General features: G+C 40.8%; 26 protein-coding genes. 23 read left to right on the forward strand and 3 right to left on the reverse strand.

Annotated features, from left to right (window positions below; genetic code table 11):
* Window positions 1-95: 95 nt before the first annotated feature.
* Window positions 96-686: a genetic competence negative regulator gene (locus tag ACQV1I_RS09845; protein ID WP_018670162.1), complete on the forward strand. Its 591-nt coding sequence runs from the start codon at window positions 96-98 to the stop codon at window positions 684-686.
* A 60-nt stretch (window positions 687-746) separates the two neighbouring features.
* On the opposite strand, the gene ACQV1I_RS09850 is transcribed toward ACQV1I_RS09845, so the two are convergent.
* Window positions 747-1,502 carry a PIG-L deacetylase family protein gene (locus tag ACQV1I_RS09850; RefSeq protein WP_094698921.1) on the reverse strand — a complete coding sequence of 252 codons (756 nt, stop codon included), beginning with the start codon at window positions 1,500-1,502 and terminating at the stop codon, window positions 747-749.
* 293 nt (window positions 1,503-1,795) lie between these two features.
* Here ACQV1I_RS09850 and ACQV1I_RS09855 point away from each other — a divergent pair, with 293 nt between their 5' ends.
* On the forward strand, window positions 1,796-3,070 hold the full coding sequence (locus tag ACQV1I_RS09855; protein ID WP_176452331.1) for a Glu/Leu/Phe/Val family dehydrogenase: 1,275 nt from the start codon (window positions 1,796-1,798) through the stop codon (window positions 3,068-3,070).
* Window positions 3,071-3,222: 152 nt separating this feature from the next.
* On the opposite strand, the gene ACQV1I_RS09860 is transcribed toward ACQV1I_RS09855, so the two are convergent.
* Window positions 3,223-4,194 (reverse strand): asparaginase, encoded by a 972-nt coding sequence (locus tag ACQV1I_RS09860; RefSeq protein WP_116333781.1) that lies wholly within the window; start codon window positions 4,192-4,194, stop codon window positions 3,223-3,225.
* A gap of 88 nt (window positions 4,195-4,282) precedes the next feature.
* Between ACQV1I_RS09860 and prsW the strand changes: the two genes are divergently transcribed.
* The 15 genes from prsW (at window position 4,283) to ACQV1I_RS09935 (ending at window position 16,286) form a co-directional block, all read left to right on the forward strand.
* Window positions 4,283-4,957, forward strand: a complete 675-nt coding sequence (gene prsW, locus ACQV1I_RS09865) for a glutamic-type intramembrane protease PrsW (protein WP_018670158.1) — start codon at window positions 4,283-4,285, stop codon at window positions 4,955-4,957.
* Window positions 4,958-5,251: 294 nt separating this feature from the next.
* The gene (locus ACQV1I_RS09870; RefSeq protein ID WP_094698919.1) at window positions 5,252-5,800 is read left to right on the forward strand and encodes a cell wall hydrolase; all 549 of its coding nucleotides are present in this window, start codon (window positions 5,252-5,254) and stop codon (window positions 5,798-5,800) included.
* A gap of 30 nt (window positions 5,801-5,830) precedes the next feature.
* Window positions 5,831-7,207: a germination protein YpeB gene (gene ypeB / locus ACQV1I_RS09875; protein ID WP_094698918.1), complete on the forward strand. Its 1,377-nt coding sequence runs from the start codon at window positions 5,831-5,833 to the stop codon at window positions 7,205-7,207.
* 113 nt (window positions 7,208-7,320) lie between these two features.
* Entirely contained in the window at window positions 7,321-8,004 is a 684-nt protein-coding gene (locus ACQV1I_RS09880; RefSeq protein WP_094698916.1) for a flagellar brake protein, read from the forward strand.
* Between the two features lie 34 nt (window positions 8,005-8,038).
* Window positions 8,039-8,224 (forward strand): DUF5359 family protein, encoded by a 186-nt coding sequence (locus tag ACQV1I_RS09885; protein ID WP_116333782.1) that lies wholly within the window; start codon window positions 8,039-8,041, stop codon window positions 8,222-8,224.
* A gap of 119 nt (window positions 8,225-8,343) precedes the next feature.
* Window positions 8,344-8,994 (forward strand): (d)CMP kinase, encoded by a 651-nt coding sequence (gene cmk, locus ACQV1I_RS09890; RefSeq protein WP_018670152.1) that lies wholly within the window; start codon window positions 8,344-8,346, stop codon window positions 8,992-8,994.
* Window positions 8,995-9,008: 14 nt separating this feature from the next.
* A complete protein-coding gene (locus ACQV1I_RS09895) occupies window positions 9,009-9,602 on the forward strand; it encodes a lysophospholipid acyltransferase family protein (protein WP_116333783.1) in 594 nt (197 codons plus the stop codon).
* 179 nt (window positions 9,603-9,781) lie between these two features.
* Window positions 9,782-10,963, forward strand: coding sequence for a 30S ribosomal protein S1 (gene rpsA / locus ACQV1I_RS09900; protein ID WP_104150053.1), 1,182 nt, complete (start codon window positions 9,782-9,784; stop codon window positions 10,961-10,963).
* A 178-nt stretch (window positions 10,964-11,141) separates the two neighbouring features.
* Window positions 11,142-11,798: a YphA family membrane protein gene (locus ACQV1I_RS09905; protein WP_116333784.1), complete on the forward strand. Its 657-nt coding sequence runs from the start codon at window positions 11,142-11,144 to the stop codon at window positions 11,796-11,798.
* Window positions 11,799-11,805: 7 nt separating this feature from the next.
* Complete coding sequence (locus tag ACQV1I_RS09910) at window positions 11,806-12,720, forward strand: YIEGIA family protein (RefSeq protein ID WP_094698909.1); 915 nt, start codon at window positions 11,806-11,808, stop codon at window positions 12,718-12,720.
* Window positions 12,717-12,899, forward strand: a complete 183-nt coding sequence (locus ACQV1I_RS09915) for a capping complex subunit for YIEGIA (RefSeq protein WP_018670147.1) — start codon at window positions 12,717-12,719, stop codon at window positions 12,897-12,899. Before ACQV1I_RS09910 ends, ACQV1I_RS09915 begins: the two co-directional genes overlap by 4 nt.
* A gap of 55 nt (window positions 12,900-12,954) precedes the next feature.
* Window positions 12,955-14,268 carry a ribosome biogenesis GTPase Der gene (der, locus tag ACQV1I_RS09920; protein ID WP_094698907.1) on the forward strand — a complete coding sequence of 438 codons (1,314 nt, stop codon included), beginning with the start codon at window positions 12,955-12,957 and terminating at the stop codon, window positions 14,266-14,268.
* A gap of 18 nt (window positions 14,269-14,286) precedes the next feature.
* Entirely contained in the window at window positions 14,287-14,892 is a 606-nt protein-coding gene (gene plsY, locus ACQV1I_RS09925; protein ID WP_116333785.1) for a glycerol-3-phosphate 1-O-acyltransferase PlsY, read from the forward strand.
* A 12-nt stretch (window positions 14,893-14,904) separates the two neighbouring features.
* The gene (locus ACQV1I_RS09930; RefSeq protein WP_094698906.1) at window positions 14,905-15,939 is read left to right on the forward strand and encodes an NAD(P)H-dependent glycerol-3-phosphate dehydrogenase; all 1,035 of its coding nucleotides are present in this window, start codon (window positions 14,905-14,907) and stop codon (window positions 15,937-15,939) included.
* An 83-nt stretch (window positions 15,940-16,022) separates the two neighbouring features.
* Complete coding sequence (locus ACQV1I_RS09935; protein WP_018670143.1) at window positions 16,023-16,286, forward strand: stage VI sporulation protein F; 264 nt, start codon at window positions 16,023-16,025, stop codon at window positions 16,284-16,286.
* A gap of 131 nt (window positions 16,287-16,417) precedes the next feature.
* Here the strand turns inward: ACQV1I_RS09935 and ACQV1I_RS09940 are convergent, their stop codons facing one another.
* A complete protein-coding gene (locus ACQV1I_RS09940) occupies window positions 16,418-16,999 on the reverse strand; it encodes a hypothetical protein (RefSeq protein ID WP_116333786.1) in 582 nt (193 codons plus the stop codon).
* Window positions 17,000-17,148: 149 nt separating this feature from the next.
* On the opposite strand from ACQV1I_RS09940, the gene ACQV1I_RS09945 reads away from it, so the two are divergent.
* The 6 genes from ACQV1I_RS09945 to ACQV1I_RS09970 all read left to right on the forward strand — a co-directional run bounded on the left by ACQV1I_RS09945 (window position 17,149) and on the right by ACQV1I_RS09970 (window position 21,152).
* On the forward strand, window positions 17,149-17,313 hold the full coding sequence (locus ACQV1I_RS09945; RefSeq protein WP_255193573.1) for a DUF2768 family protein: 165 nt from the start codon (window positions 17,149-17,151) through the stop codon (window positions 17,311-17,313).
* Between the two features lie 11 nt (window positions 17,314-17,324).
* Complete coding sequence (locus ACQV1I_RS09950; RefSeq protein ID WP_094698904.1) at window positions 17,325-17,624, forward strand: 2Fe-2S iron-sulfur cluster-binding protein; 300 nt, start codon at window positions 17,325-17,327, stop codon at window positions 17,622-17,624.
* 15 nt (window positions 17,625-17,639) lie between these two features.
* Window positions 17,640-17,984 (forward strand): 2Fe-2S iron-sulfur cluster-binding protein, encoded by a 345-nt coding sequence (locus tag ACQV1I_RS09955; RefSeq protein WP_116333787.1) that lies wholly within the window; start codon window positions 17,640-17,642, stop codon window positions 17,982-17,984.
* 10 nt (window positions 17,985-17,994) lie between these two features.
* Entirely contained in the window at window positions 17,995-18,711 is a 717-nt protein-coding gene (locus ACQV1I_RS09960) for a hypothetical protein (RefSeq protein ID WP_116333788.1), read from the forward strand.
* 208 nt (window positions 18,712-18,919) lie between these two features.
* Window positions 18,920-20,398, forward strand: coding sequence for a stage IV sporulation protein A (gene spoIVA / locus ACQV1I_RS09965; protein ID WP_104033466.1), 1,479 nt, complete (start codon window positions 18,920-18,922; stop codon window positions 20,396-20,398).
* A gap of 481 nt (window positions 20,399-20,879) precedes the next feature.
* Entirely contained in the window at window positions 20,880-21,152 is a 273-nt protein-coding gene (locus tag ACQV1I_RS09970) for an HU family DNA-binding protein (protein WP_003338529.1), read from the forward strand.
* Window positions 21,153-21,262: the final 110 nt, after the last annotated feature.

The raw sequence follows: 21,262 nt of genomic DNA on the forward strand, positions 1-21,262 counted from the left end.
ACGCCAGATTATTCTATTTATAGATGTATGTACGGAACAATTACAGGCTTCTTAACATACGTTGTAATAGGACTGGATGGTGAGGAGGGACAGTCATGCGAGTTGAACGCCTTGGCCAAGACAAGATAAGAATTTTTTTAACCTTTGACGATCTTACGGAGCGAGGTATTGAAAAGGAAGACATGTGGCGTGACATTCCTAAAGTTCATGAGCTGTTTAATGATATGATGGAGCAGGCTTATGATGAGCTTGGATTTGAAATATCTGGTCCAGTCGCTGTAGAAGTCTTTGCTTTACCTGCCCAAGGAATGGTAGTCATTGTCACTCGTGGCAAAACAGGAATTACTGCTGAAAAAGATGAAGAAGAAGATGTATACGAAATGGAAGTCACTTTAGAAGAGAGTGACTTAATCATATATGCTTTCCGCGATTTTGAACATGTCGTTGAAGTAGCCCACAGAATTAATGCCTTCTTAACATATGGGGGTAGCTTATATTTCTATCAGGATAAATACTACCTTGTTTTAGAGGATGTAGAGCTTGAACAAGAGCGTTACCAACATTTAATTGCCATTTTATCGGAATATGGTGAGGCGAATCCAATTACTGTATACGTGTTAGAAGAATACGGAAAGTCGATCATGCCTGATGATGCTGTTAAAGAGATAGCTCGTTATTTTCGTTAATGTGAAAAGAGAAGGACACCTATGTATATAGGTGTCCTTTTTTCTACTACCATTTTCATTTTAGATACCCGCAAATAAGTCGGTTTCTTTTTGTATAGGATGATAGTTGGGCAAGTTGTGCCAGGCCAATAGATAATAATTAGTGGTAGGGACGTTTTTATAATCATGGGCAGTTATACCTGGAAAAACTCGCTCAACAGATAAATGCTGTGTTTTATGGGCTAGTAAAGCTTTAGCTATCCGATCTCTAAAGGGCTTTTGATCAATAATAGTTGTAATATCTTCTAGTGAATCACCATTGGTAGGAGTGCCATTTTTGCTCGTAAAAGGAGCTGTTAACGGTATTGTCGCATGATATAGCTTACGAACACTAGAAGAATCGTCTAGTAAGTGCTCAACGACATACTGAGTAGCCTTAGACATCGCTATATGATCAGGATGACCCGATATCCCATGTGGAGCAAAAGTAATCAAAATTTGTGGTTTTTCCTCATCAATCATTTCCTTTATATGGGCAGCAAGCTCCTCTATTGGAGAATTGCCTACTAGTTTATCCTCATAATCTAATACGGCAACTCGATCCACACCTAAGATTTCACAGGCATGGCGTAATTCAGCCTCTCTATAAGCGGGTAACTCCTCTGGTGTACATAGAGGTGGTGTCCCTGCTTTACCTGCCTGACCTCGCGTAGCACACAGGAGAGTTTGACGAACAGTACCTTGGTCATTATAAAATGCAATCGTGGCCCCGGAGGCAAATGTCTCATCGTCTGGATGCGCATAAATTAATAGAATTCCTTTTTGTGTTGTCAACAAATTCACACTCCTATAGCCTTTTTTATTGTTATTATGGCATAGGTTCCTCCATTCGAATACAAAAGAAGCACATTGATAAGCGCGTAACCCTTTTCATTTTAGTAAAAGAGGAGTATGCTTTGGCTGTAGGAAAGTTTAGTGACAAGAGAGAATTTCCGTTTTTTCTAGAAAGTTCTTATAAATAAGGAAAAAGCAGAATTTTTACTTCTCTTTCAGGTAGTGAGCGTGTATACTGAACGATGGATTTACTGAACATAACTTTTTGAGGTGATTATACAATGGGGAATCACGAAATGGTAACCAACAACACTGAGACTGCGCAACAAAAAGAAAGTCTGAATCTTTTAGCTTCGACGCAGACGGTGATTAAGGAAGCACTAGAAAAACTAGGTTACCAAGAGTCGATGTACGAACTGTTAAAGGAGCCTTTGCGAGTCCTGACTGTTCGCATCCCAGTTCGAATGGACAATGGCGATACAAAAGTGTTCACAGGCTATCGTGCACAACACAATGATGCTGTTGGTCCAACAAAGGGCGGAATACGTTTCCATCCAGAAGTTACAGAGGATGAAGTGAAAGCGCTTTCTATATGGATGAGCTTGAAAGCGGGAATTGTTGATTTGCCGTATGGCGGGGGTAAAGGTGGAATTATTTGTGATCCACGCGAAATGTCCTTCCCTGAATTAGAGCGTCTTAGCCGTGGTTATGTACGCGCTATCAGTCAATTAGTTGGACCAACTAAAGACATCCCTGCGCCAGATGTATTTACCAATTCACAAATCATGGCATGGATGATGGACGAGTATAGTTGCATTCGTGAATTTGACTCTCCAGGATTCATTACGGGTAAACCTATTGCATTAGGTGGCTCTCATGGTCGTGAAACAGCTACAGCAAAAGGTGTAACCATCTGCATTCGTGAAGCTGCTAAGAAGCTAGGTATCAATCTTGAAGGTGCTCGCGTGGTTGTCCAAGGCTTTGGTAATGCGGGAAGTTATTTATCTAAATTCATGCATGACGCTGGTGCTAAAGTGGTAGGTATCTCTGATGCTTACGGTGCTCTTTACGATCCAAATGGTTTAGATATTGATTACCTTTTAGATCGTCGCGATTCTTTTGGTACCGTTACCAAACTATTTACCAACACCATTTCTAATAAAGAATTATTGGAATTGGATTGCGATATTCTTGTTCCGGCTGCTATTGAAAACCAAATCACAGCTGAGAATGCACATAACATTAAAGCTTCTATTGTCGTAGAAGCAGCCAATGGACCAACCACATTAGAAGCTACTAAAATTTTAACAGAGCGTGGCATTTTGTTAGTGCCTGACGTGCTAGCTAGCTCTGGCGGTGTAACAGTATCGTACTTTGAGTGGGTACAAAACAACCAAGGTTACTATTGGACAGAAGAAGAAGTTGAAGAGAAATTAGAACGTGTGATGGTTCGTTCGTTTGAGAACGTCTATCAAACTTCTCAAACACGTCGTGTAAATATGCGTTTAGCTGCTTACATGGTGGGCGCTCGTAAGATGGCGGAAGCATCTCGTTTCCGTGGATGGGTTTAAGATGAAGGAAGAGCCTTCTTGGATGGATGCCAAGAAGGCTTTTTTATTTGTGCTAATCATTTGTGTGGTAGAGATGAGAAGAAATAGTAAAAAAACAATCACGTAGAAACATCCTTCTTTCTACGTGATTGTTACGAATTCACAGTCTGCTATTAGTGATCAAAGCAATCTTGCAATTTTGTTGAGTCAATGGTTTGTTGTAAAGCTACCAACAGCTTCAAACGCGCCTTCTGTCCGTTTAATCCATTTGAAAAAATCATACCCATATCTTTTAATTGACGTCCACCGCCTTCATATCCGTATAAATCTTGTACCTGTCCGTTATAGCAACGTGAAACGACGACAATAGGGACATTTTGCTGTAGTAGCTCCTTTAGTACGGGAAGGATCATTGGAGGTAGGTTTCCTAAACCAAACGCTTCAATTACCATACCATCAATTTTTTGGTCTAACAAAAAGCGGAGCCAGGCAGGGTCCATACCTGTTACCGCTTTAATGAGCGGTACATTGCCATCTGCATGCGATATTTCATAAAATTCGCGTGAAAGAGGCGCATGGTGGTACTGGATGGATTTTTTTGAGATGGTACCAATCGGCCCGTAAGAAGGGGATTGGAAGGTAGCTACATTAGATGTATGGGTCTTGGTTACATGCCGGGCTGCATGAATTTCATCATTAAAAACAACCAGTACACCTTTGTTTCGACTGCTTGGATCGATGGCCGTGCGCACGGAAGAAATCAGGTTGACAGGACCGTCTGCTCCTAGTTCATTACTAGAGCGCATAGCACCTGTTACGACAATCGGCACGGTAATTGGCAGGGTAAGGTCAAGAAAATATGCTGTTTCTTCGAGGGTATCGGTACCATGAGTAATCACGATACCAACGTAAGTATCTTGTAACAGCTCTTGTTCAATAATTTCCCGCAGTTGATTCATAATAGCAGGCGTCATGTGTGGACTGGGTAGGTTAACGAAATCTTTCATTACCACATCAGCATACTTACTTAAATAGGGAAGATTATGGTTTAGGACATGCTCATCTAGTGGTTTAACGCTTTCTGTGCCCTCTTCGACTGACATTGCAATGGTACCGCCTGTATTTATCACTAGCACTTTTTTCATAGGGATCTCTCTCCTGTTGCGGGTTTTCATATATTATCTTTCATGGTACGATGAATAGGGAACCTATGTAAAGGAGCAAACAAGAAATATGATTCCGTTAATTGGTGCAGCTTTGGCGCCAGGACTTGCTTTGCTGTGTTATTTTTATTTGCGCGATAACTTAGAGCCGGAGCCAATTTCAATGGTGATACGCTCTTTTATTTTTGGTATCTTGCTTGCCTTTCCCGTAATGGTGTTGCAATATATTTTTCAAAATGAATGGGGCATCGATTCCGTCTGGTTTAACACGGTAATTTCACCTGCAGTTGTGGAAGAATTTTTTAAATGGTTAGTCGTGTTTCACACCGCATATAAACATGTAGAGTTTAATGAACCGTATGATGGTATTGTTTATGCTGTAGCGGTTTCCCTTGGTTTTGCGACGCTTGAAAACTTTTTGTATCTCGTGATTAATGGAAAGCAAGTTGCCATGTGGCGAGCATTATTACCAGTTTCTAGCCATGCTTTGTTTGGTATTTATATGGGCTATTACATGGGTAGAGCTAAATTTGCGAATGCAAATGAGAATCCACTATGGTTATTATTTGTCTCTTTAATGCTGCCAATGTGTTTTCACGCAATTTACAATTTTATTTTTCTGTCTGTTAATTATTGGTTGTTTATGGTCGTGCCATATATGGCAGTACTTTGGTGGTTTGGAATGAAAAAAGTAGAACTTGCTCACGATATCAGTTCTAAAAAAATACACAATCGTCCACACTAGAGTATGAGGAGGCGACTGTATTTGTTCAAAACTCAGCGATCTAAAATTATGATACGGTGCAACCAATGCGGCGAAAAATTTATCTTGCGTGGTCGCCCAGGCATGGAAGGAAAAGTTGACACAGGATTTAAGCAATGTATCTGCGACAATCAGGAACAATTTGATATCACCCATCTGGAAGAATGAAGAGACTGGTATTTACTGGTCTCTTCTTTCTTTTTGTATAAACATGATTTCCCTCACGAACAATACATACAAGGAAAGGAAATTTACCGGTTTGAAGGAGGAAGTTAAATGAGGAGTAAAGAGGTCAAAACATGGAGGCTTATGGTTGCAAGTACAGTTGTAGTTATTTGTACGGCATTCTATTTATTACTCGCTACTAATCCACAAGAAGCGGTGCAGAAACAGACGGAACAGCCTACCGAATCTAATGTGACGCCAGCTGCTACTACCACGGCACAAAAAACATTTTCAGCCTCACAGTTATCAGACAATGACCTTAAGCTGATGGCAAATGCTGTATATGGAGAAGCACGTGGAGAACCCTATATCGGGCAAGTAGCGATTGCGGCTGTTATCATAAATCGGACAAAGAGTTCATCGTTTCCAAATACGCCTTCCGCTGTTATTTTTGAACCTCGTGCCTTTACTGCGGTAGCAGACGGTCAGATTTACTTAACCCCGAATGAAAATGCTAAAAAGGCAGTTAAGGATGCTTTGAAAGGGTGGGACCCGACAGAAGGATGTACCTATTATTTTAATCCTGAAACAGCTACATCCAAATGGATATGGGGGCGCCCTCAGGTAAAAAAAATCGGTAAACATATATTCTGCCGCTAATCAATACAACGGAAGAAGGAGGATCTAGATATGGTTTATGGTGCAATTTCGCGAGTGCTGTTTCCGGTATGTTTAGTTGGATTGGTCGGTGTTGGTGTTTGGGGCTATCAGGAACATAACGAGAAGAACAGTATACTAATCAAAGCAGAGAATCAATACCAAAGGGCTTTCCACGATTTAAACTTTCATATGAACAAACTGCATGATGAGTTAGGAAAATCTGTTGTATTAAATACACGCAAGCAGTTAGCTCCATGCCTTACTAATGTGTGGCGTCTTGCATATACCTCACAGAATGACGTTGGTCAACTTCCATTGACTCTAATGCCATTCAATCACACAGAAGAATTTTTGGCCAAGGTAGCTGATTTTTCTTATGAAGTAGCTGTGAGAGATTTGAATCAGGTGCCTTTGAGTGAGAAGGAGTATAAAACACTCAACACGCTGTACCAGAACTCTAAAAAAATCCAAAAAGAATTGACTGGTGTTCAAACAAAGGTTATTGATACCAAATTGCGCTGGATGGATGTAGAAACAGCACTTGCTAAACAGCAACAGCCTGGTGATAACACCATCGTTGACGGCTTTAAAACGATTGATAAAAAAGTACAGGAGTTTCCTGAAATGGAATGGGGAATGACTGTTCACAATATGGAAACGAAACGTCAGCAACGTATAAAGGGCATATCAGGAAAACCAGTTAGTGAACAAAAAGCGATAGAGATTGCTAAAAAATTCGTTGGTAACATTTCGCCAAAAGACAAGATTTCTGTAGAAAAAAACGGAAAAGGTATGCAATATAATGCATACAGTGTCCGTATAACTAGTAAAAATGCTAGTCCAATCAATATGGATATAACCAAAAATGGTGGAAAGGTTGTCTGGTTATTAAACGAAAGAGAAGTCAAACAAGCAAAGATAAACTTAGATCAAGCAGAAAAAAGCGCTAAGAAGTTCCTGAAAGAAAAGGGTTACGGCGATATGGTAGCAACGGAACGAGATACATACGGAGGGATAGGGGTATTTACGTTTGTACCAAAAGTGGAAGACGTACTAATCTATCCTGATTCCGTAACGGTCAAAGTGGCGCTTGATAATGGAGATGTGAATGGTTTTCATGCTGTTGAATATTTATTTAACCATAAACAACGAATGATTCCAAAAGCAAAAGTCTCTGCCCAGCGAGCAAGAACTATGATCAATCCACATGTTAAGGTTACTGATTCTAGACTTGCCATGATTCAAGGAAAGAATAACGGGAAAGAAGTTTTAGCTTATGAGTTCACTGGACAATTTGAAAATGATATTTATATGATTTATATCAATGCGCAGACAGGTGAAGAAGAAGATGTAATAAAAATGAATGTAGGCGAGCAAAAAATGCCAAATAAAGGCGAAAATGCATAAGAGGTTAAGAGAGAGTACAAAGGAGTTTGTCTAAGGGCAAACTTCTTTGTTTGCTGTATGGATATCCGCGTGTGTATAATATTGGAAGAGGGTGAGAAGGGGAGGAAATAAGAGTGAGTGTGCTACCTCAAGTAGGACAAGTGATGCGTCTATCTCTCGCGTCCCTGTCAGAAGAGCAAAGCAAGAAAGTGTATAAGACAAGAGTAGCAGATTATTCTGAAAAAAACTTTGCAATTGAACTACCCATCGATGAAGAAACGGGCAGAACGAAGTCTCTTCCAATTGGAACGACCTGTTCAGTATGGTATGTTGGACAAGATGGTTCACGATTTGATTTTGAAACAAAAATTATTGGTACGAAACAAGAAAACATTTCTATGCTTTTGATGGAAAAAGTGGCAAAAGAACAGATCATTCGTACGCAACGCAGAGGTTATCTGCGAGTTCCTGCTAGCTTTGAGATCTCTGTTAGCTATCCAGACATCCGAGGAAAACAAAAGATCCTGGCGAAGACTTTGGATATTAGTGGTGGAGGTCTGGCATTTGCATGCCCCAAGAACCACATCTTACAAGAAGAGCTGGAAATAGATATGTGGATTAGTCTTCCATCCAAAACGGGAACAGTTAGTCATGCTTTTGCCAAAGCACAAATAACACGTGTCCAAGAACAAGAACTGAGTGATTTTAATTGGATATCTTTGCAGTTTACAACTATATCAGAAGCAGATCGAGCTAAAATTGTGCGTGTATGTTATGAACGTCAATTGGAAATAAGACAAAAAGGAATAGTTGAGTAATGGTTGACTAACAACAAGAAGGAGCGTTACCTCCATGAGAAAATCAACGTTTGATGCTCGTTTTGTAATGCTGTCCAATCGTTTAGAGAGATATCTTATAAAAGCTATCATTATTTTTATTGCTTCTTTATTGTTGGCTCAAACCATTTTAACTTGGAGTTCAATACGCCCTTATTTTGTTCGCGTTGAGAGATTGGAAGGCATTTCTGCTATCCGTTAATTTGCTTCATATTCGCTACTGTGGTACAATATACCATAGCTTGGCTTCGACGAACTGTCTTCGCTCGAGGCTTTTCTTCATTATTAACGTATTTAAACTCTAGTAGGTGAATTTACATAATGAATATTGCAATTGATGGACCTGCTGGTGCAGGGAAGAGTACCGTGGCACAACTAGTTGCTGCTGCATTACAGTACGTTTATATTGATACGGGAGCGATGTATCGGGCTTTAGCTTGGGCTGTTTTAAAGAATGGCACTGCAATTGAAGATCAAGAATCTGTTGCAAGCCTGTTACAACAAGCCAAGATTGAGTTGAAGCGTACAGAGGAAGGACAACGCGTGTATTGGGATCATGAGGATATCACTCACCAAATTCGCACACAGGAAGTAAGTAATTATGCTTCAGTAGTGGCGAGTTACCCAGAAGTTCGTGCTACGATGCTAATTCTGCAACGTGATATGGCTCAGCAAGGAAATGTAGTGATGGATGGGCGCGATATAGGTACGCACGTGTTACCTGAAGCGGAAGTGAAAGTTTTTCTGACAGCTTCCATTGAAGAGAGAGCTACACGTCGTTTTGGTGATCTTCTTGCAAAAGGGGAACAACCTGATATAACCGAATTACAAAAGGAAATTGCTGAGCGCGACAAACGCGATCGTGAGCGAGAAACAGCGCCACTCAAGCAGGCTGAGGATGCTATCTTATTAGACACCACAGGAATGCCGCTTGATGAGGTTGTTAGTAAAATTCTTGCGCTCTGCAAATGATTGGGTGAAATACATTGATTCTTTATAAATTTTTTAGAGGTATATTCCGTATTGTTCTTAAGGGATTGTATCGATATGAGTCCATAGGATATGAGAATGTACCAAATGAAGGTCCAGTCATTCTATGCTGCAATCATATTAGTAATTGGGATCCGCCCTTACTAGGATGTGGAATAGACCGACAAGTCAGTTATATGGCAAAAGAAGAATTGTTTAGGTTTCCCGTTTTGTCTCACGTTATGAAAAGCTTTAACGCAATTCCTGTTAAGCGTGGTGGGAATGATCGTGGGGCTATTCGTACTACACTACAGGTCCTGGAACAGGGAAGGGTCTTTGGTATCTTTCCGGAGGGAACGCGAAGCAAATCAGGAGAATTGGGCGAAGGAAAGACGGGAGTAGCAATGTTTGCTCTCAAATCAGAGGCAACTATCGTACCTGTAGCAATAATTGGACCATACCGTTTGTTTCATAAAGTAAAAGTTGTGTATGGAAAGCCAATTGATATCTCAAAGTACCGAGAAGCTAAAAGCAGTAGTGATACTATGCGCGAGGTAACGCAGGTGATTATGAGCGAGATTCAAAAATTAAAAGATACTCATCAACAGTAGCACAGTTGAATACTTGGAATTTGTATGGTTTTTCCAGTATCATCATATACTAATAGCTACTCTCACCTGCTTGAATTTTGGAAGACCACACGCCATTGGCGGGGTTTAATATATTTTGTTCACAGGTTGGCTTCAATAACACTTACATGTCAATGTTGGCATTCGAGGAGGTTTGTTCAATGGTCGATGGCACAGATAACAACGTAAGTCTAACAGATGTTCAAACTCTGTCCGTAGGGGACATTGTGAAGGCAAAAGTGACAAAGGTAGAAGAAAAACAAGTATTGGTCGATGTAGGCTACAAATATGATGGTCTTATCCCAATCAGTGAGCTTTCTGGTCTTCATGTAGAAAAAACTTCTGATATCGTTTCAGAAGGCGACGAGTTTACTGTAAAAGTAACAAAACTGAATGAAGAAAAAGAAGAGCTGGTTGTTTCTAAAAAAGCAATTGATGCTCAAATTGCATGGGAAGAACTGGCTAAGAAGCAAGAAAACAATGAAACGATCGAAGCAGAAGTTAAAGACGTCGTAAAAGGTGGACTTGTAGTTGATGTAGGTCTACGTGGATTTATCCCTGCTTCTATGGTAGAGCGTCATTTCGTAGAGGATTTTAGCGACTACAAAGGACGTACGCTTACTCTAAAAGTTATGGAATTGGATCAAGAAAAGAACAAGGTGATCCTTTCTCATAAAGCTGTTTTAGAAGAAGAATCCAAAGCAAGCAAAGGTAAAGTATTGGACAGCATCGAAGCAGGAAATATCCTCGATGGTACTGTACAACGCTTGACTGATTTTGGCGTATTTGTTGATATTGGTGGCGTAGACGGGCTTGTTCATGTGTCTGAATTAGCTTGGAAGCATGTAGATAAACCTGCTGATGTAGTAAAAGAAGGCGACAAGGTTAAAGTGAAGGTTCTGAAGGTGGATAAGGAAAATGAGCGCATCAGCTTGAGTATGAAAGAAGCGCAACCAGGTCCTTACCATGATATTGCTGAGAAGTTCAAAAAAGGTGACGTGGTTTCTGGTACGGTGAAGCGTTTAACTGGCTTTGGTGCATTTGTAGAGATTGCTCCTCACGTAGAAGGCTTGGTGCATATCTCACAAATCGCGAATCGCCGTGTGAAATCGCCTAGCGAAGTATTAAAAGAAGGGCAAGAAGTAAATGTAAAAGTCCTTGAAATCAATCCTGCTGAGCAACGTGTAAGCTTAAGTATTCGTGCGGTTGAAGAAGATCGTGACGAGGAAGCAGAACGTCTATCTCGTAAGGAACTCCAACAATATACACAAGATAACAATCAACAGGGTATGGGTGTGACGCTGGGAGACTTATTCGGCGACCTACGAGACAAGTTAAAATAAACTCGTAAATACCGTTATATAGTAGGAAGAGGCAAGCGCTCGTTAATCATTACGATTAATGGAGTGGCTTGCCTCTTTTTTAGTAGATTTTGTCAAATGGGGTTACTAGTCCAACATCTGAGTCATACTAGGATTACTTACCTATTAAGCCTATGTTAACTAATGAAGGTGTTGTCAGATGAATGATGGAACAATGGCCATGATAGTAGAGTGGACGCTACTATGTGTGGTATGGATGGGACTTACTGATCGGTTTTTATATCACATGGGATGGAAGCGCTCAACTGCATTGCTGGTTCTAACAGCTTTTCTTATTACAAGTTACAGTGAGTGGCGGCTTTTTATTCTACCTGTAGAAGTAAATGTGAGCGGAATGCTTCTCCCATTATTGATAGGGGGGGGCTTATGGTACCATCTCAAAAAGAAGCGCCGGAAGTATATGATGACTAGTGCTATATTGATGGCATTTGCTCTGATTTTGTTGCGTAAATTGTTTTTTTGGGACCCTGTACTTTTATTCATCGATGAGGTGATGATTTTACCAGTACTTTGTGTAATTTTGTGCTTTATTGTGACAAGGCATGCTACCTATCATTGGTTTTTACTGTGTGTCGCTTTTCCATTATCAGATGCGTTCTATCAGGCTTCCTTTCTTTCTCTAACAGAGCGTTGCGTAATTGGTGGAGAATACCAGCAAGATTTATTTTGGGCGTCATTTACTTTGTTATCAGGCTGTTATCTGGTTATTCAATTGCTCCAAAAGACCGGTTTGGTCTTGCGTACACGAATTGCCCCTTTGATTCGGTTTAAATCAAAATCTCCTACGAACAGGTGAACAACTTATGATCAAAGAATTGCTTTCAAATGAGTATGTCGTTCCTCTTTTGATTGGAATTGCTGCTGGGATTGTCACACGCCTGTATTTACTTCAGACTGATTATCGGCAATATCCTACCTATCCTCATGGGAAGCTCATTCATGTAGCATTAGGGATTATTGCCTCCGGATTGGGGGCGGTTGCGGTACCTTCCTTTTTAAAAGAGGATTACACGGCTATTACGTTTTTGGCACTTGCTGCTCAACAGTTTAGGGATGTTCGTAACATGGAACGAGCAACTTTGACAGAAATCGATAAGCACGAGCTTGTTCCACGAGGTGGGAGTTATATTGAAGGAATTGCGATGGTCTTCGAAGGGCGTAATTACTTGGTTATTTTCTCTGCATTTTGTACTACGTTTGCAACTGTGCTGTTCAATTGGTACGGAGGGGTATTGGTAGGTATCTTGGTTTTGATGATTTCTCGTTTATTCAAATCGGGAAAGTCATTGAAATACATAGCAGATGTAGTACCGTCAGCCATTCGTCTCGATGACGTGCATTTATATGTAGACGACATCTATATGATGAATGTGGGCTCCCCCGAGGCTCAGGCTATCATAAGGGAACGAGGTGTAGGTTATATACTAATTCCTAAGAATGCCAATGCAAAGGTAACTATTGCACATCCAGGACAACGCCAGGCAATTATTCATGATGCCTCAACTATTCTAGGCATTTATTCAGACGAAGGTGAGCCCTCTCTTACTCCACTTGTAAAACGAGATCTGAAAACGGGACGCATGGGGATTTTCCTGTTACCATATGAGCAAGGAATTGAAAAAGGTAAAAGTGTACTTGAAAATACGCCTGTTATTGAAAGTGCCATTCGCATGCCGAGTGAAGCAAAGGTAAATCAGCCAAAGGGGAGTTCATCATGAGTGCTGGTATTCTGGCGATCATTTCAACAAGAAAAGGGGATATAGCAGGTGGAGCCCCTATCTTTTTTGCTAAGGATAGTAAGGAGATGCAAGATATCGCGTTTACACTAGAAAAAATAACAGATGCAATGATTCATCAAATTACACCAGAAATCCTGGTCATTGTTAGGCACAAGTAGAATATGGTATGATTAATAGATGAAATAAGCTAGCAGAGAGAGAGTGTTGTGTAGTATGGGATTACCAGTAGTTGCAATCGTAGGCCGCCCAAATGTGGGTAAGTCAACGATCTTTAATCGATTGATCGGCGAAAGAGTTGCTATAGTAGAAGACAAGCCAGGTGTTACACGTGACCGTTTATATGCAAAAGGTGAATGGCTAAATCGTGAATTTCACGTGATTGATACAGGCGGAATAGAGTTTGCTGAGACAGATCAAATTTTAACGCAAATGCGCTATCAAGCAGAGTTGGCTATTGATGAGGCGGATGTTATCATTTTGATCGTTGATGTACGTGCTGGAGTGACGGATGCTGATTTGAATGTAGCTCGTATGTTAAACCGGACAGGTAAGCCAATTGTATTAGCTGTTAACAAAGTAGATAATTTCGAGATGCGTAATGATATTTATGAGTTTTATCAGCTGGGCGTAGGTGAGCCATTCCCGATCTCAGGATCACATGGTCTTGGCTTAGGTGATATGCTAGATGAAGTTTTCCATCACCTGCCTCCTGTGGATGAAGAGGAGAAACGCGATGATGTGATTCGTGTGTCTATCATTGGTCGTCCTAATGTAGGGAAATCTTCTCTAACCAATGCAATCTTAGGTGAAGAGCGTGTTATTGTCAGTGAAATAGCAGGAACAACACGTGATGCCATCGATACGCCGTTTGAACGTGATGGTCAGGAGTACGTGCTGGTAGATACAGCTGGCATGCGTAAAAAAGGCAAAGTGTACGAGGGTACAGAGAAGTATAGCGTAATGCGTGCACTTAAAGCGATAGAGGATTCTGACGTTGTACTGGTGGTAATTAATGGGGAAGAAGGCATCATCGAGCAAGATAAGAAGATTGCTGGATATGCACATGAAGCTGGTCGCGGAGTTATCATTGTAGTGAACAAATGGGACGCTTTGGAAAAAGACGATAAAACCATGCAACGTTTTACGGAATTGATCCGTGAAGAGTTCAAGTACTTGTCGTATGCACCAATTCTCTATGTTTCTGCGAAGACAAAACAACGTGTTCATACCATTTTACCTAAAGTAAATGCTGTGGCAGATTCACAATCGATGCGTGTGAATACTTCAGTCTTAAATGATTTGATTACGGATGCTACTATCATGGCACCTCCGCCAACAGACAGAGGAAAACGCCTTAAAATCAATTATACGACACAGGTTGCTGTCAAACCCCCAACGTTTATTGTGTTTGTAAATGATCCTGAGTTAATGCATTTCTCCTATGAAAGATATTTAGAAAATAAAATTCGCGGAGCGTTTGAATTTGAAGGAACGCCAATCCGTATTTTAACCCGTAAGAAAACATAGGGAGTGGAGAATGCAATGATGGTGTTGATTTCTCTAGTCATCAGTTATTTGCTCGGTTCCGTTAGTTTTAGTTATTTAGTTGCAAAAAAAGTAGCGGGTATTGACATCCGAAGCCATGGTAGTGGGAATGCTGGAGCGACTAATACGCTTCGTGTACTTGGTAAAGGCCCCGCGATTCTGGTTCTACTATTGGATCTATTAAAAGGCGTGCTAGCCATGTACGTAACTCATTGGCTTACTGATGGAGATGCTGTGGCGTATGCTTTTTCTGGAATATTAGCGATCGTTGGCCACAATTGGCCCATTTTTTATGGATTCCGTGGCGGCAAAGGCATTGCTACAACTGTTGGGGTAGCACTGGCCTTATCGCCACTAGCATTTTTGATTTGTACGATTCTGACTATTATCTGTATTGCTATTACCAAGTATGTCTCTGTAGGATCGTTGCTTTTTGTTACATTATTTCCTATATTGATTTGGTTTTTTAATCAGGACATTTATGTTTTCTGGATTACCTTAGCCATTCCTGCATTGGCTTATTATCGGCATTATTCCAATCTGGTTAATCTATGGAACGGAACAGAGCGTAAACTTGGTGATAAATCGAATAGGAAACTAAGCTGAGTGGAGGGAAGAATGTTGACCAAGCGCATAGCAGTGATTGGAGCAGGCAGTTGGGGTACCGCCCTAGCTTCAGTCTGTGCAGCGAATGATTTTCAGGTGACATTATGGGTTCGTGATCAAAAGAATGCACATGAAATCAACATAAACCATACCAACGAAAAATACTTACCAGGCATTACATTGCCTGACACGATCGTGGCAGAAACGAACCTACAACAAGTTGTTACAGGGCAGACTGCCATTATTCTGGCATTGCCTTCAAAAGCGATGCGAGAGGTAGTAAAGCAAATATCTCCGTGGCTAAACTCAGATGTGACGATTATCCATGCAACGAAAGGCTTTGAGCTAGAGAGCTTAAAACGCATGTCAGAGGTGATCAGAGAAGAGGTACCTAAAGAGATTGGCGATCGCGTTGTTGTATTAACAGGACCAAGTCATGCTGAAGAAGTGATTCAAAAATCACCAACAACAGTCGTTGTAGCTTCTGAATGTGAAGAAAGCATGCTAAAAGCCCAAGATATATTGATGAATTCTTACTTCCGTGTCTATACAAACCCTGACATGATTGGTGCTGAAATTGCGGGTGCATTAAAAAATATTATTGCGCTCGGAGCAGGTCTTAGCGATGGATTAGGTTATGGGGACAATGCAAAAGCTGCATTGTTAACCCGTGGTTTGGCCGAAATAGGGCGTTTAGGCGTAAAATTGGGTGCTAATCCGTTAACGTTTGCGGGGCTTGCAGGAGTAGGAGACTTGGTGGTGACGTGTACCAGTAAGCACAGTCGTAACTGGCGAGCTGGCTATATGCTGGGTCAAGGAAAAAATCTTGATGAAGTACTTGCTCATATGGGAATGGTTGTCGAAGGTGTGCGCACCACTAAGGCTGCAAAAGCACTAGCTGAGAGAGAAGGCGTAGACATGCCAATTACCAAGGTGTTTTTTCAGGTGTTCTTTGGAGACTGTTCCCCACGTCAGGCGGTAGAAGAGCTGATGGGGCGAGGACGTAGGCTTGAACTAGAAGATATCGTTCGCTATAAAGATAAATAGGCATTACACCATTTTTGCTCCTGCTTCATACTCTAAAGAGAGTACCCATTGTTATGAATGGGACGTATGAGGAGGAGTTACACATGAATAAGCGTATATCTAGAAGTTTGTTGAGCAAGTTAACGGGCAAGACTAACGTTGATCAATCACAGTTGTTTCAACTCGCTAGTTCTTTTAATAAAGAGGATATACAAGACGAGAAGAAGCTACGTCAGTTAATCAAAATGGTTTCCATGATGAGTGGAGTAGCAATTAGTCCAGAAAAGGAAGAAGAGATTATGGGAATGGTTCAAAATGGTTCCTTTAATCCGGATGATCTCTCTGGAATGCTTGATAAAATGAAATAGGCCCCTTTTACTCATAAATGGGCCATTGCGTCAGTTCCCAGCCTTCTACAATCACATAGAGTAAAATAGGAACAATCATGGCTCTACAGGGACATGGCTGCTCTATCCAATTAAGAAAAAAAGAGGGGATATTACCCCTCTTTTTTTCGTTTACCAGAATCGTTCGATGATTGAGTTAGAAGACTTTGCACTAACGGTGATTGCAACAAGCCCAACAATTGTCCGATGTCTAGTCCGCTAAAAGGGTTTGACGTATTTTCCTGAACAGGGGCTTCCTCTTCAATCTCCTCCTCGTCCTCAAAAAGGAAGGCAGACTCATGTTGTTGTTTTTTCTGAGGAGGTATTTCACTCGCTGTTTTTACGTTCTCTGTTTTTACGTTCTCTGTTTTATTTACCTTCCTGAATGAATCCAACATTTCCATCGCACCAAAGATCGATTCCATTGTATCTTCCATTTGGCGAATTGTTGTACTAATTCCTTTAATGTTACTTCTCACCTTGGTGACAGAAGTACGCAGGTCAAGATTACTGAGGATGTCCAGAGATGGCAGCTTTGATAAGAGCCCCTTTTTCTGAGAAATTTCTTTCACTACAGGTTCTTGTACAGCAATATTTACATTTCCTTTTGCTTTTGTTTTGGCTTTATTGGCACTCGGACGAGAAGGTTTTTTATTAATGGTGACGTAAGGATTTCGCCATTTTTGCTTACTCATGTAGCTCCCTCCAAATGGGCGTGGATTATCTCAATATCATATGCCACTGCTCTTAAATAGGTTCGTGCCCCGGATAATTATGCTATAATCAGGCTAAAAAGAAAAAGTAAAGGACGCAGAAGAATATGTACATTGACCCCATGACTAAAATGAATATTTCGCTTCTTGCGATTTTTCTTATGTTTGTGTGCAATTTACTCTTGTTATTCTCACGGAAAAAAGCGGGGACATTCCTAGGTATTATTCTTAAAATCTTGGCATTTCTCATGCTGTTGATTGTGTTTGGTATGATTTTAATCGTATTGCTAGTCTAGGAGATGATAGAATGAAAGAGTTGACATTAATTACTAAGCTGGGGACCTCTCATGATGTAATAATCGAAAAAAATATGACTGTTGTAAAATTGGCAAAAAAAAATAAAATTCAATGGGGTCATGCATGCGAACGAGGTATCTGCGCACAATGCCGCACCAAAGTTTTGGAGGGGGCAGAATTTCTTAATGAGGTCACAAAAGAAGAGAAGCTACGTCTGAAAAAAGCAGAGCGTCAGGAGCATTATCGTTTGGGGTGCCAAATCCAAGTGCAGGAAGAGGGAGCCATTCGGTTGTGGCATGTCCCATACTAAAGTGAGGGAGCAAGAATGCCAAAAGTAACATTTTTTCCAAGTAAAAAAACCATAAAAGCTCGTCCTGGACAAACAGTTCTGCAGCTCTCCCGAGTAGCTCGTGTAGCTATACCTACCCGTTGTGATGGAAATGCAGCTTGTTTGTTATGCAAAGTAACGATTGAGAAGGGCACAGTCTCATCATTATCAGCTAGTGAAGAACGTAAACTATCAGAGTGTGATCGAGCGAGGGGAATACGTTTAGCTTGTCAAGCACGTGTGCTTGAAGAAGACCTTATTGTTCGTGTTCCTGAGTCCAGATTGAAATCAGTTGTGGAGAAAGCCTTGGAGCGTCAACGCCTCGAGGAGGAAGAATGGTAGGAGGAACAGCATGATTCAGAAAAAGGTTCAATTATTCACTCTTTTACTGTTGGTATCAAGTTTCGTAAGCGGTTGCTTATACCCAGCAGATCGTAAATCGGAGAATCAGGTGCCCCATCCGATGTATGTAGAACAAACACAAAAGGCAGTAGAGCAACTTCAAGAACAATCTGGTATTTTACCTATTGTCACTAAGGATGCGTCAACGCCTTATTTTGAAAAGTATGAAGTGGATTTTACTAAGTTGGTCCCAAAGTACTTACCTGATGCCCCAGCTAATGCTTTTGAAAAAGGAGGAAACTTTAAGTACGTTTTGGTTGATGTGGAAGAGAAGCCACAGGTAAAACTCATCAATTTACCTACAGTTAGCACGGTAGCAGATGTGCAACAAGCTGTCATTCGCTATCAAATTTCTAATGATAAGCTACCTATTAAGGAGCACATTAGCAATGGGTATTTTTCAATTCGCTATGATCTTTTAGGCATGAAGGAGCCCGTGATTAGTAGTCCGTATACACAAAATACTCTCTCATTAATTATGAATGCTAAAGGTGAAGTAGGGATTGATTACGCCATTGATATCGCTACGCTATTACGTGAAAAGAAATGGAATGTACCAAAGGGAACAGATCCACGCTATGTATTAGCACGGGAAACATTTTTTGTGCCTGTGAAATCCTTTCCGTACAAACTGGTTAATCATGAACCTGAATTGTTAAAATTATAACTAAATAGTAGGAAATAAACGGGAATAATGAAATGGGCGTCTGCATATTGCAGGCGTCTTTTTTTAGTTCTAAAAATAGCATCTATTCATATATTGATATTGTCCACAACACTTGTACAAAAAAGATTATATAAAATGTTCAAAATCAGGGATAAATGAGAAAAAGAGCCATAGATTTAAATAGACAATCACAAGGAGGTTTTCGATGGTGGAACGAATCGATATCTTTAAAGACATAGCAGAGCGTACGGGCGGTGATATTTATCTTGGGATTGTGGGTCCTGTCCGTACTGGTAAGTCAACGTTTATCAAACGTTTTATGGAGCAAGCGGTCATTCCTAATATTCCATCCGAGGCAGATCGTATTCGTGCCACGGATGAACTACCGCAGAGTGCTTCTGGCAAAACCATCATGACGACCGAGCCTAAATTTGTTCCAAACCAAGCTGTACAAATAAACGTAACAGAAGGCCTTAATATAAATGTACGCCTTGTGGATTGCGTAGGATATACGGTAGCTGGAGCAAAAGGCTTTGAGGATGAAAATGGGCCTCGTATGGTCAATACACCTTGGTATGAAGAACCAGTCCCGTTTGAAGAGGCTGCGGAAGTAGGAACGCGGAAAGTCATCCAGGAGCATTCCACCATCGGAATTGTTGTTACCACAGATGGTAGCATTGCTGAAATACCTCGTGAAGGCTATGTGAATGCAGAAGAACGAGTAGTAGCTGAATTGAAGGAAGTAGGCAAGCCTTTCGTCATCTTAATTAATTCAACCCGTCCTCGCTCTGACGAAACACAAGCATTACGCCTTGAACTTCAAGAGAAATATGATGTTCCGGTTGTGGCTCTCTCTGTTGATTCAATGACAGAGTCGGAAGTTCTCTTGATCTTAAAAGAAGTATTATTTGAATTCCCTGTGCATGAGGTAAACGTAAATCTGCCAAGCTGGGTCATGGTGCTTGAGAGCGGCCATTGGTTGCGCCAAAACTATGAAGAAGCAGTTGGTGAGACCGTTAAAGATATTCGTCGTCTACGCGATGTGGACCGTGTAGTAGGACAATTTAATGAATATGAGTTTATTGAAAAAGCCGCATTAGCCGGTATGGATATGGGACACGGTGTCGCAGAGATTGATTTAATAGCTCCTGATCATCTGTACGATCAAATCCTGATGGAAATTGTTGGCGAGGAAATCAGTGGCAAGGATCATTTACTACGAATTATGCAAGAATTTGCCCATGCAAAACGCGAATACGATCAGGTAGCAGAGGCACTGCATATGGTACGTTCCACGGGCTATGGAATTGCGGCCCCATCCCTGCATGAAATGACTTTGGATGAGCCAGAGATGATTCGGCAAGGACCACGTTTCGGTGTGCGTCTAAAAGCTACAGCACCATCTATTCACATGATTCGTGTTGATGTGGAATCTGAGTTTGCACCGATTATTGGTACTGAGAAACAGAGCGAAGAATTGGTGCGATACCTGATGCAAGACTTTGATAAAGATCCGTTGGCTATTTGGAACTCTGATATTTTTGGTCGATCTCTGCATTCCATTGTACGTGAAGGTATCCAGGCCAAGATTTTGATGATGCCTGATAATGCTCGCTATAAATTGCAAGAGACTCTTGGACGCATTATTAACGAAGGTTCAGGGGGACTCATTGCCATCATCTTATAAAGGTGAATTCACTAAATAAAACCCTGTTTCTTTCTTTGTAGGACCAAAAGGAAGAGAACAGGGTTTTTTGTTATGGAAGAGAAGAAAATATAAAATAACATATAGAAGGAATACACCCACTCCATCAAACAAAACTGGGCTGTATAATAAAGCTTCCCCCTTGCATAGAAGTGAGCGAGATAGAGATTCCTATAAACCTTTTTTTAATTTTGATTGAAAAAGAAACACATTTTTTCATTTATGAAAAGATGAGTAATGAATGTTTTTTTAGGCATTAAAGTGGTTTTTTTACGAGTGTTCTCCTGCTAGAGAACTGTTTTTCGCATTTCAAGTGGAAAAGTCTTGTAAAAATAAAATCTCTGTATTACTATAAGCTTGTCAGAAGGCATAATTACGCCATTCTGCGTATAAAATTAGCTGAATCTGTTAAGACATGTAATACCATACATGCAACTCCAAGTTTTGAGGGGAGGTGAACGTAATGAATAAAACAGAACTCATTGCAAAGGTAGCTGAAACGTCTGAACTAACTAAGAAAGATGCTACAAAAGCAGTTGACGCTGTACTTGATGCGATTTCTGATGCGCTAAAAGAGGGAGACAAAGTTCAACTAATCGGCTTTGGAAACTTCGAAGTGCGCGAACGTGCTGCTCGTAAAGGCCGCAACCCACAAACAGGGGAAGAGATCGAGATCGCTTCCAGTAAGATTCCTGCCTTCAAACCTGGTAAACAGCTGAAGGATTCAATCAAATAGATTGAAGCTCCAAGATCTTACATATAAAAGGTCCCCAAGAGAAGTAGCGGGTTATTAGCTAACTTCTTTTAGGGGCCTTTTTTGGTGATTACAACAAATAGATAAAGCAT

The sequence above is a fragment of the Brevibacillus sp. JB24b genome, from assembly GCF_051713385.1.
Lineage (GTDB): Bacteria > Bacillota > Bacilli > Brevibacillales > Brevibacillaceae > Brevibacillus_B > Brevibacillus_B laterosporus.

Coding starts and splice junctions, on each gene's coding strand:
- ACQV1I_RS09845 (WP_018670162.1), top strand. CDS start 96: ATGCGAGTTGAACGCCTTGGCCAAGACAAGATAAGAATTTTTTTAACC.
- ACQV1I_RS09855 (WP_176452331.1), top strand. CDS start 1,796: ATGGTAACCAACAACACTGAGACTGCGCAACAAAAAGAAAGTCTGAAT.
- ACQV1I_RS09860 (WP_116333781.1), bottom strand. CDS start 4,194: ATGAAAAAAGTGCTAGTGATAAATACAGGCGGTACCATTGCAATGTCA.
- prsW (WP_018670158.1), top strand. CDS start 4,283: ATGATTCCGTTAATTGGTGCAGCTTTGGCGCCAGGACTTGCTTTGCTG.
- ACQV1I_RS09870 (WP_094698919.1), top strand. CDS start 5,252: ATGAGGAGTAAAGAGGTCAAAACATGGAGGCTTATGGTTGCAAGTACA.
- ypeB (WP_094698918.1), top strand. CDS start 5,831: ATGGTTTATGGTGCAATTTCGCGAGTGCTGTTTCCGGTATGTTTAGTT.
- ACQV1I_RS09885 (WP_116333782.1), top strand. CDS start 8,039: ATGAGAAAATCAACGTTTGATGCTCGTTTTGTAATGCTGTCCAATCGT.
- cmk (WP_018670152.1), top strand. CDS start 8,344: ATGAATATTGCAATTGATGGACCTGCTGGTGCAGGGAAGAGTACCGTG.
- rpsA (WP_104150053.1), top strand. CDS start 9,782: ATGGTCGATGGCACAGATAACAACGTAAGTCTAACAGATGTTCAAACT.
- ACQV1I_RS09905 (WP_116333784.1), top strand. CDS start 11,142: ATGAATGATGGAACAATGGCCATGATAGTAGAGTGGACGCTACTATGT.
- ACQV1I_RS09910 (WP_094698909.1), top strand. CDS start 11,806: ATGATCAAAGAATTGCTTTCAAATGAGTATGTCGTTCCTCTTTTGATT.
- ACQV1I_RS09915 (WP_018670147.1), top strand. CDS start 12,717: ATGAGTGCTGGTATTCTGGCGATCATTTCAACAAGAAAAGGGGATATA.
- der (WP_094698907.1), top strand. CDS start 12,955: ATGGGATTACCAGTAGTTGCAATCGTAGGCCGCCCAAATGTGGGTAAG.
- plsY (WP_116333785.1), top strand. CDS start 14,287: ATGGTGTTGATTTCTCTAGTCATCAGTTATTTGCTCGGTTCCGTTAGT.
- ACQV1I_RS09930 (WP_094698906.1), top strand. CDS start 14,905: ATGTTGACCAAGCGCATAGCAGTGATTGGAGCAGGCAGTTGGGGTACC.
- ACQV1I_RS09935 (WP_018670143.1), top strand. CDS start 16,023: ATGAATAAGCGTATATCTAGAAGTTTGTTGAGCAAGTTAACGGGCAAG.
- ACQV1I_RS09940 (WP_116333786.1), bottom strand. CDS start 16,999: ATGAGTAAGCAAAAATGGCGAAATCCTTACGTCACCATTAATAAAAAA.
- ACQV1I_RS09945 (WP_255193573.1), top strand. CDS start 17,149: ATGAATATTTCGCTTCTTGCGATTTTTCTTATGTTTGTGTGCAATTTA.
- ACQV1I_RS09950 (WP_094698904.1), top strand. CDS start 17,325: ATGAAAGAGTTGACATTAATTACTAAGCTGGGGACCTCTCATGATGTA.
- ACQV1I_RS09955 (WP_116333787.1), top strand. CDS start 17,640: ATGCCAAAAGTAACATTTTTTCCAAGTAAAAAAACCATAAAAGCTCGT.
- ACQV1I_RS09960 (WP_116333788.1), top strand. CDS start 17,995: ATGATTCAGAAAAAGGTTCAATTATTCACTCTTTTACTGTTGGTATCA.
- ACQV1I_RS09970 (WP_003338529.1), top strand. CDS start 20,880: ATGAATAAAACAGAACTCATTGCAAAGGTAGCTGAAACGTCTGAACTA.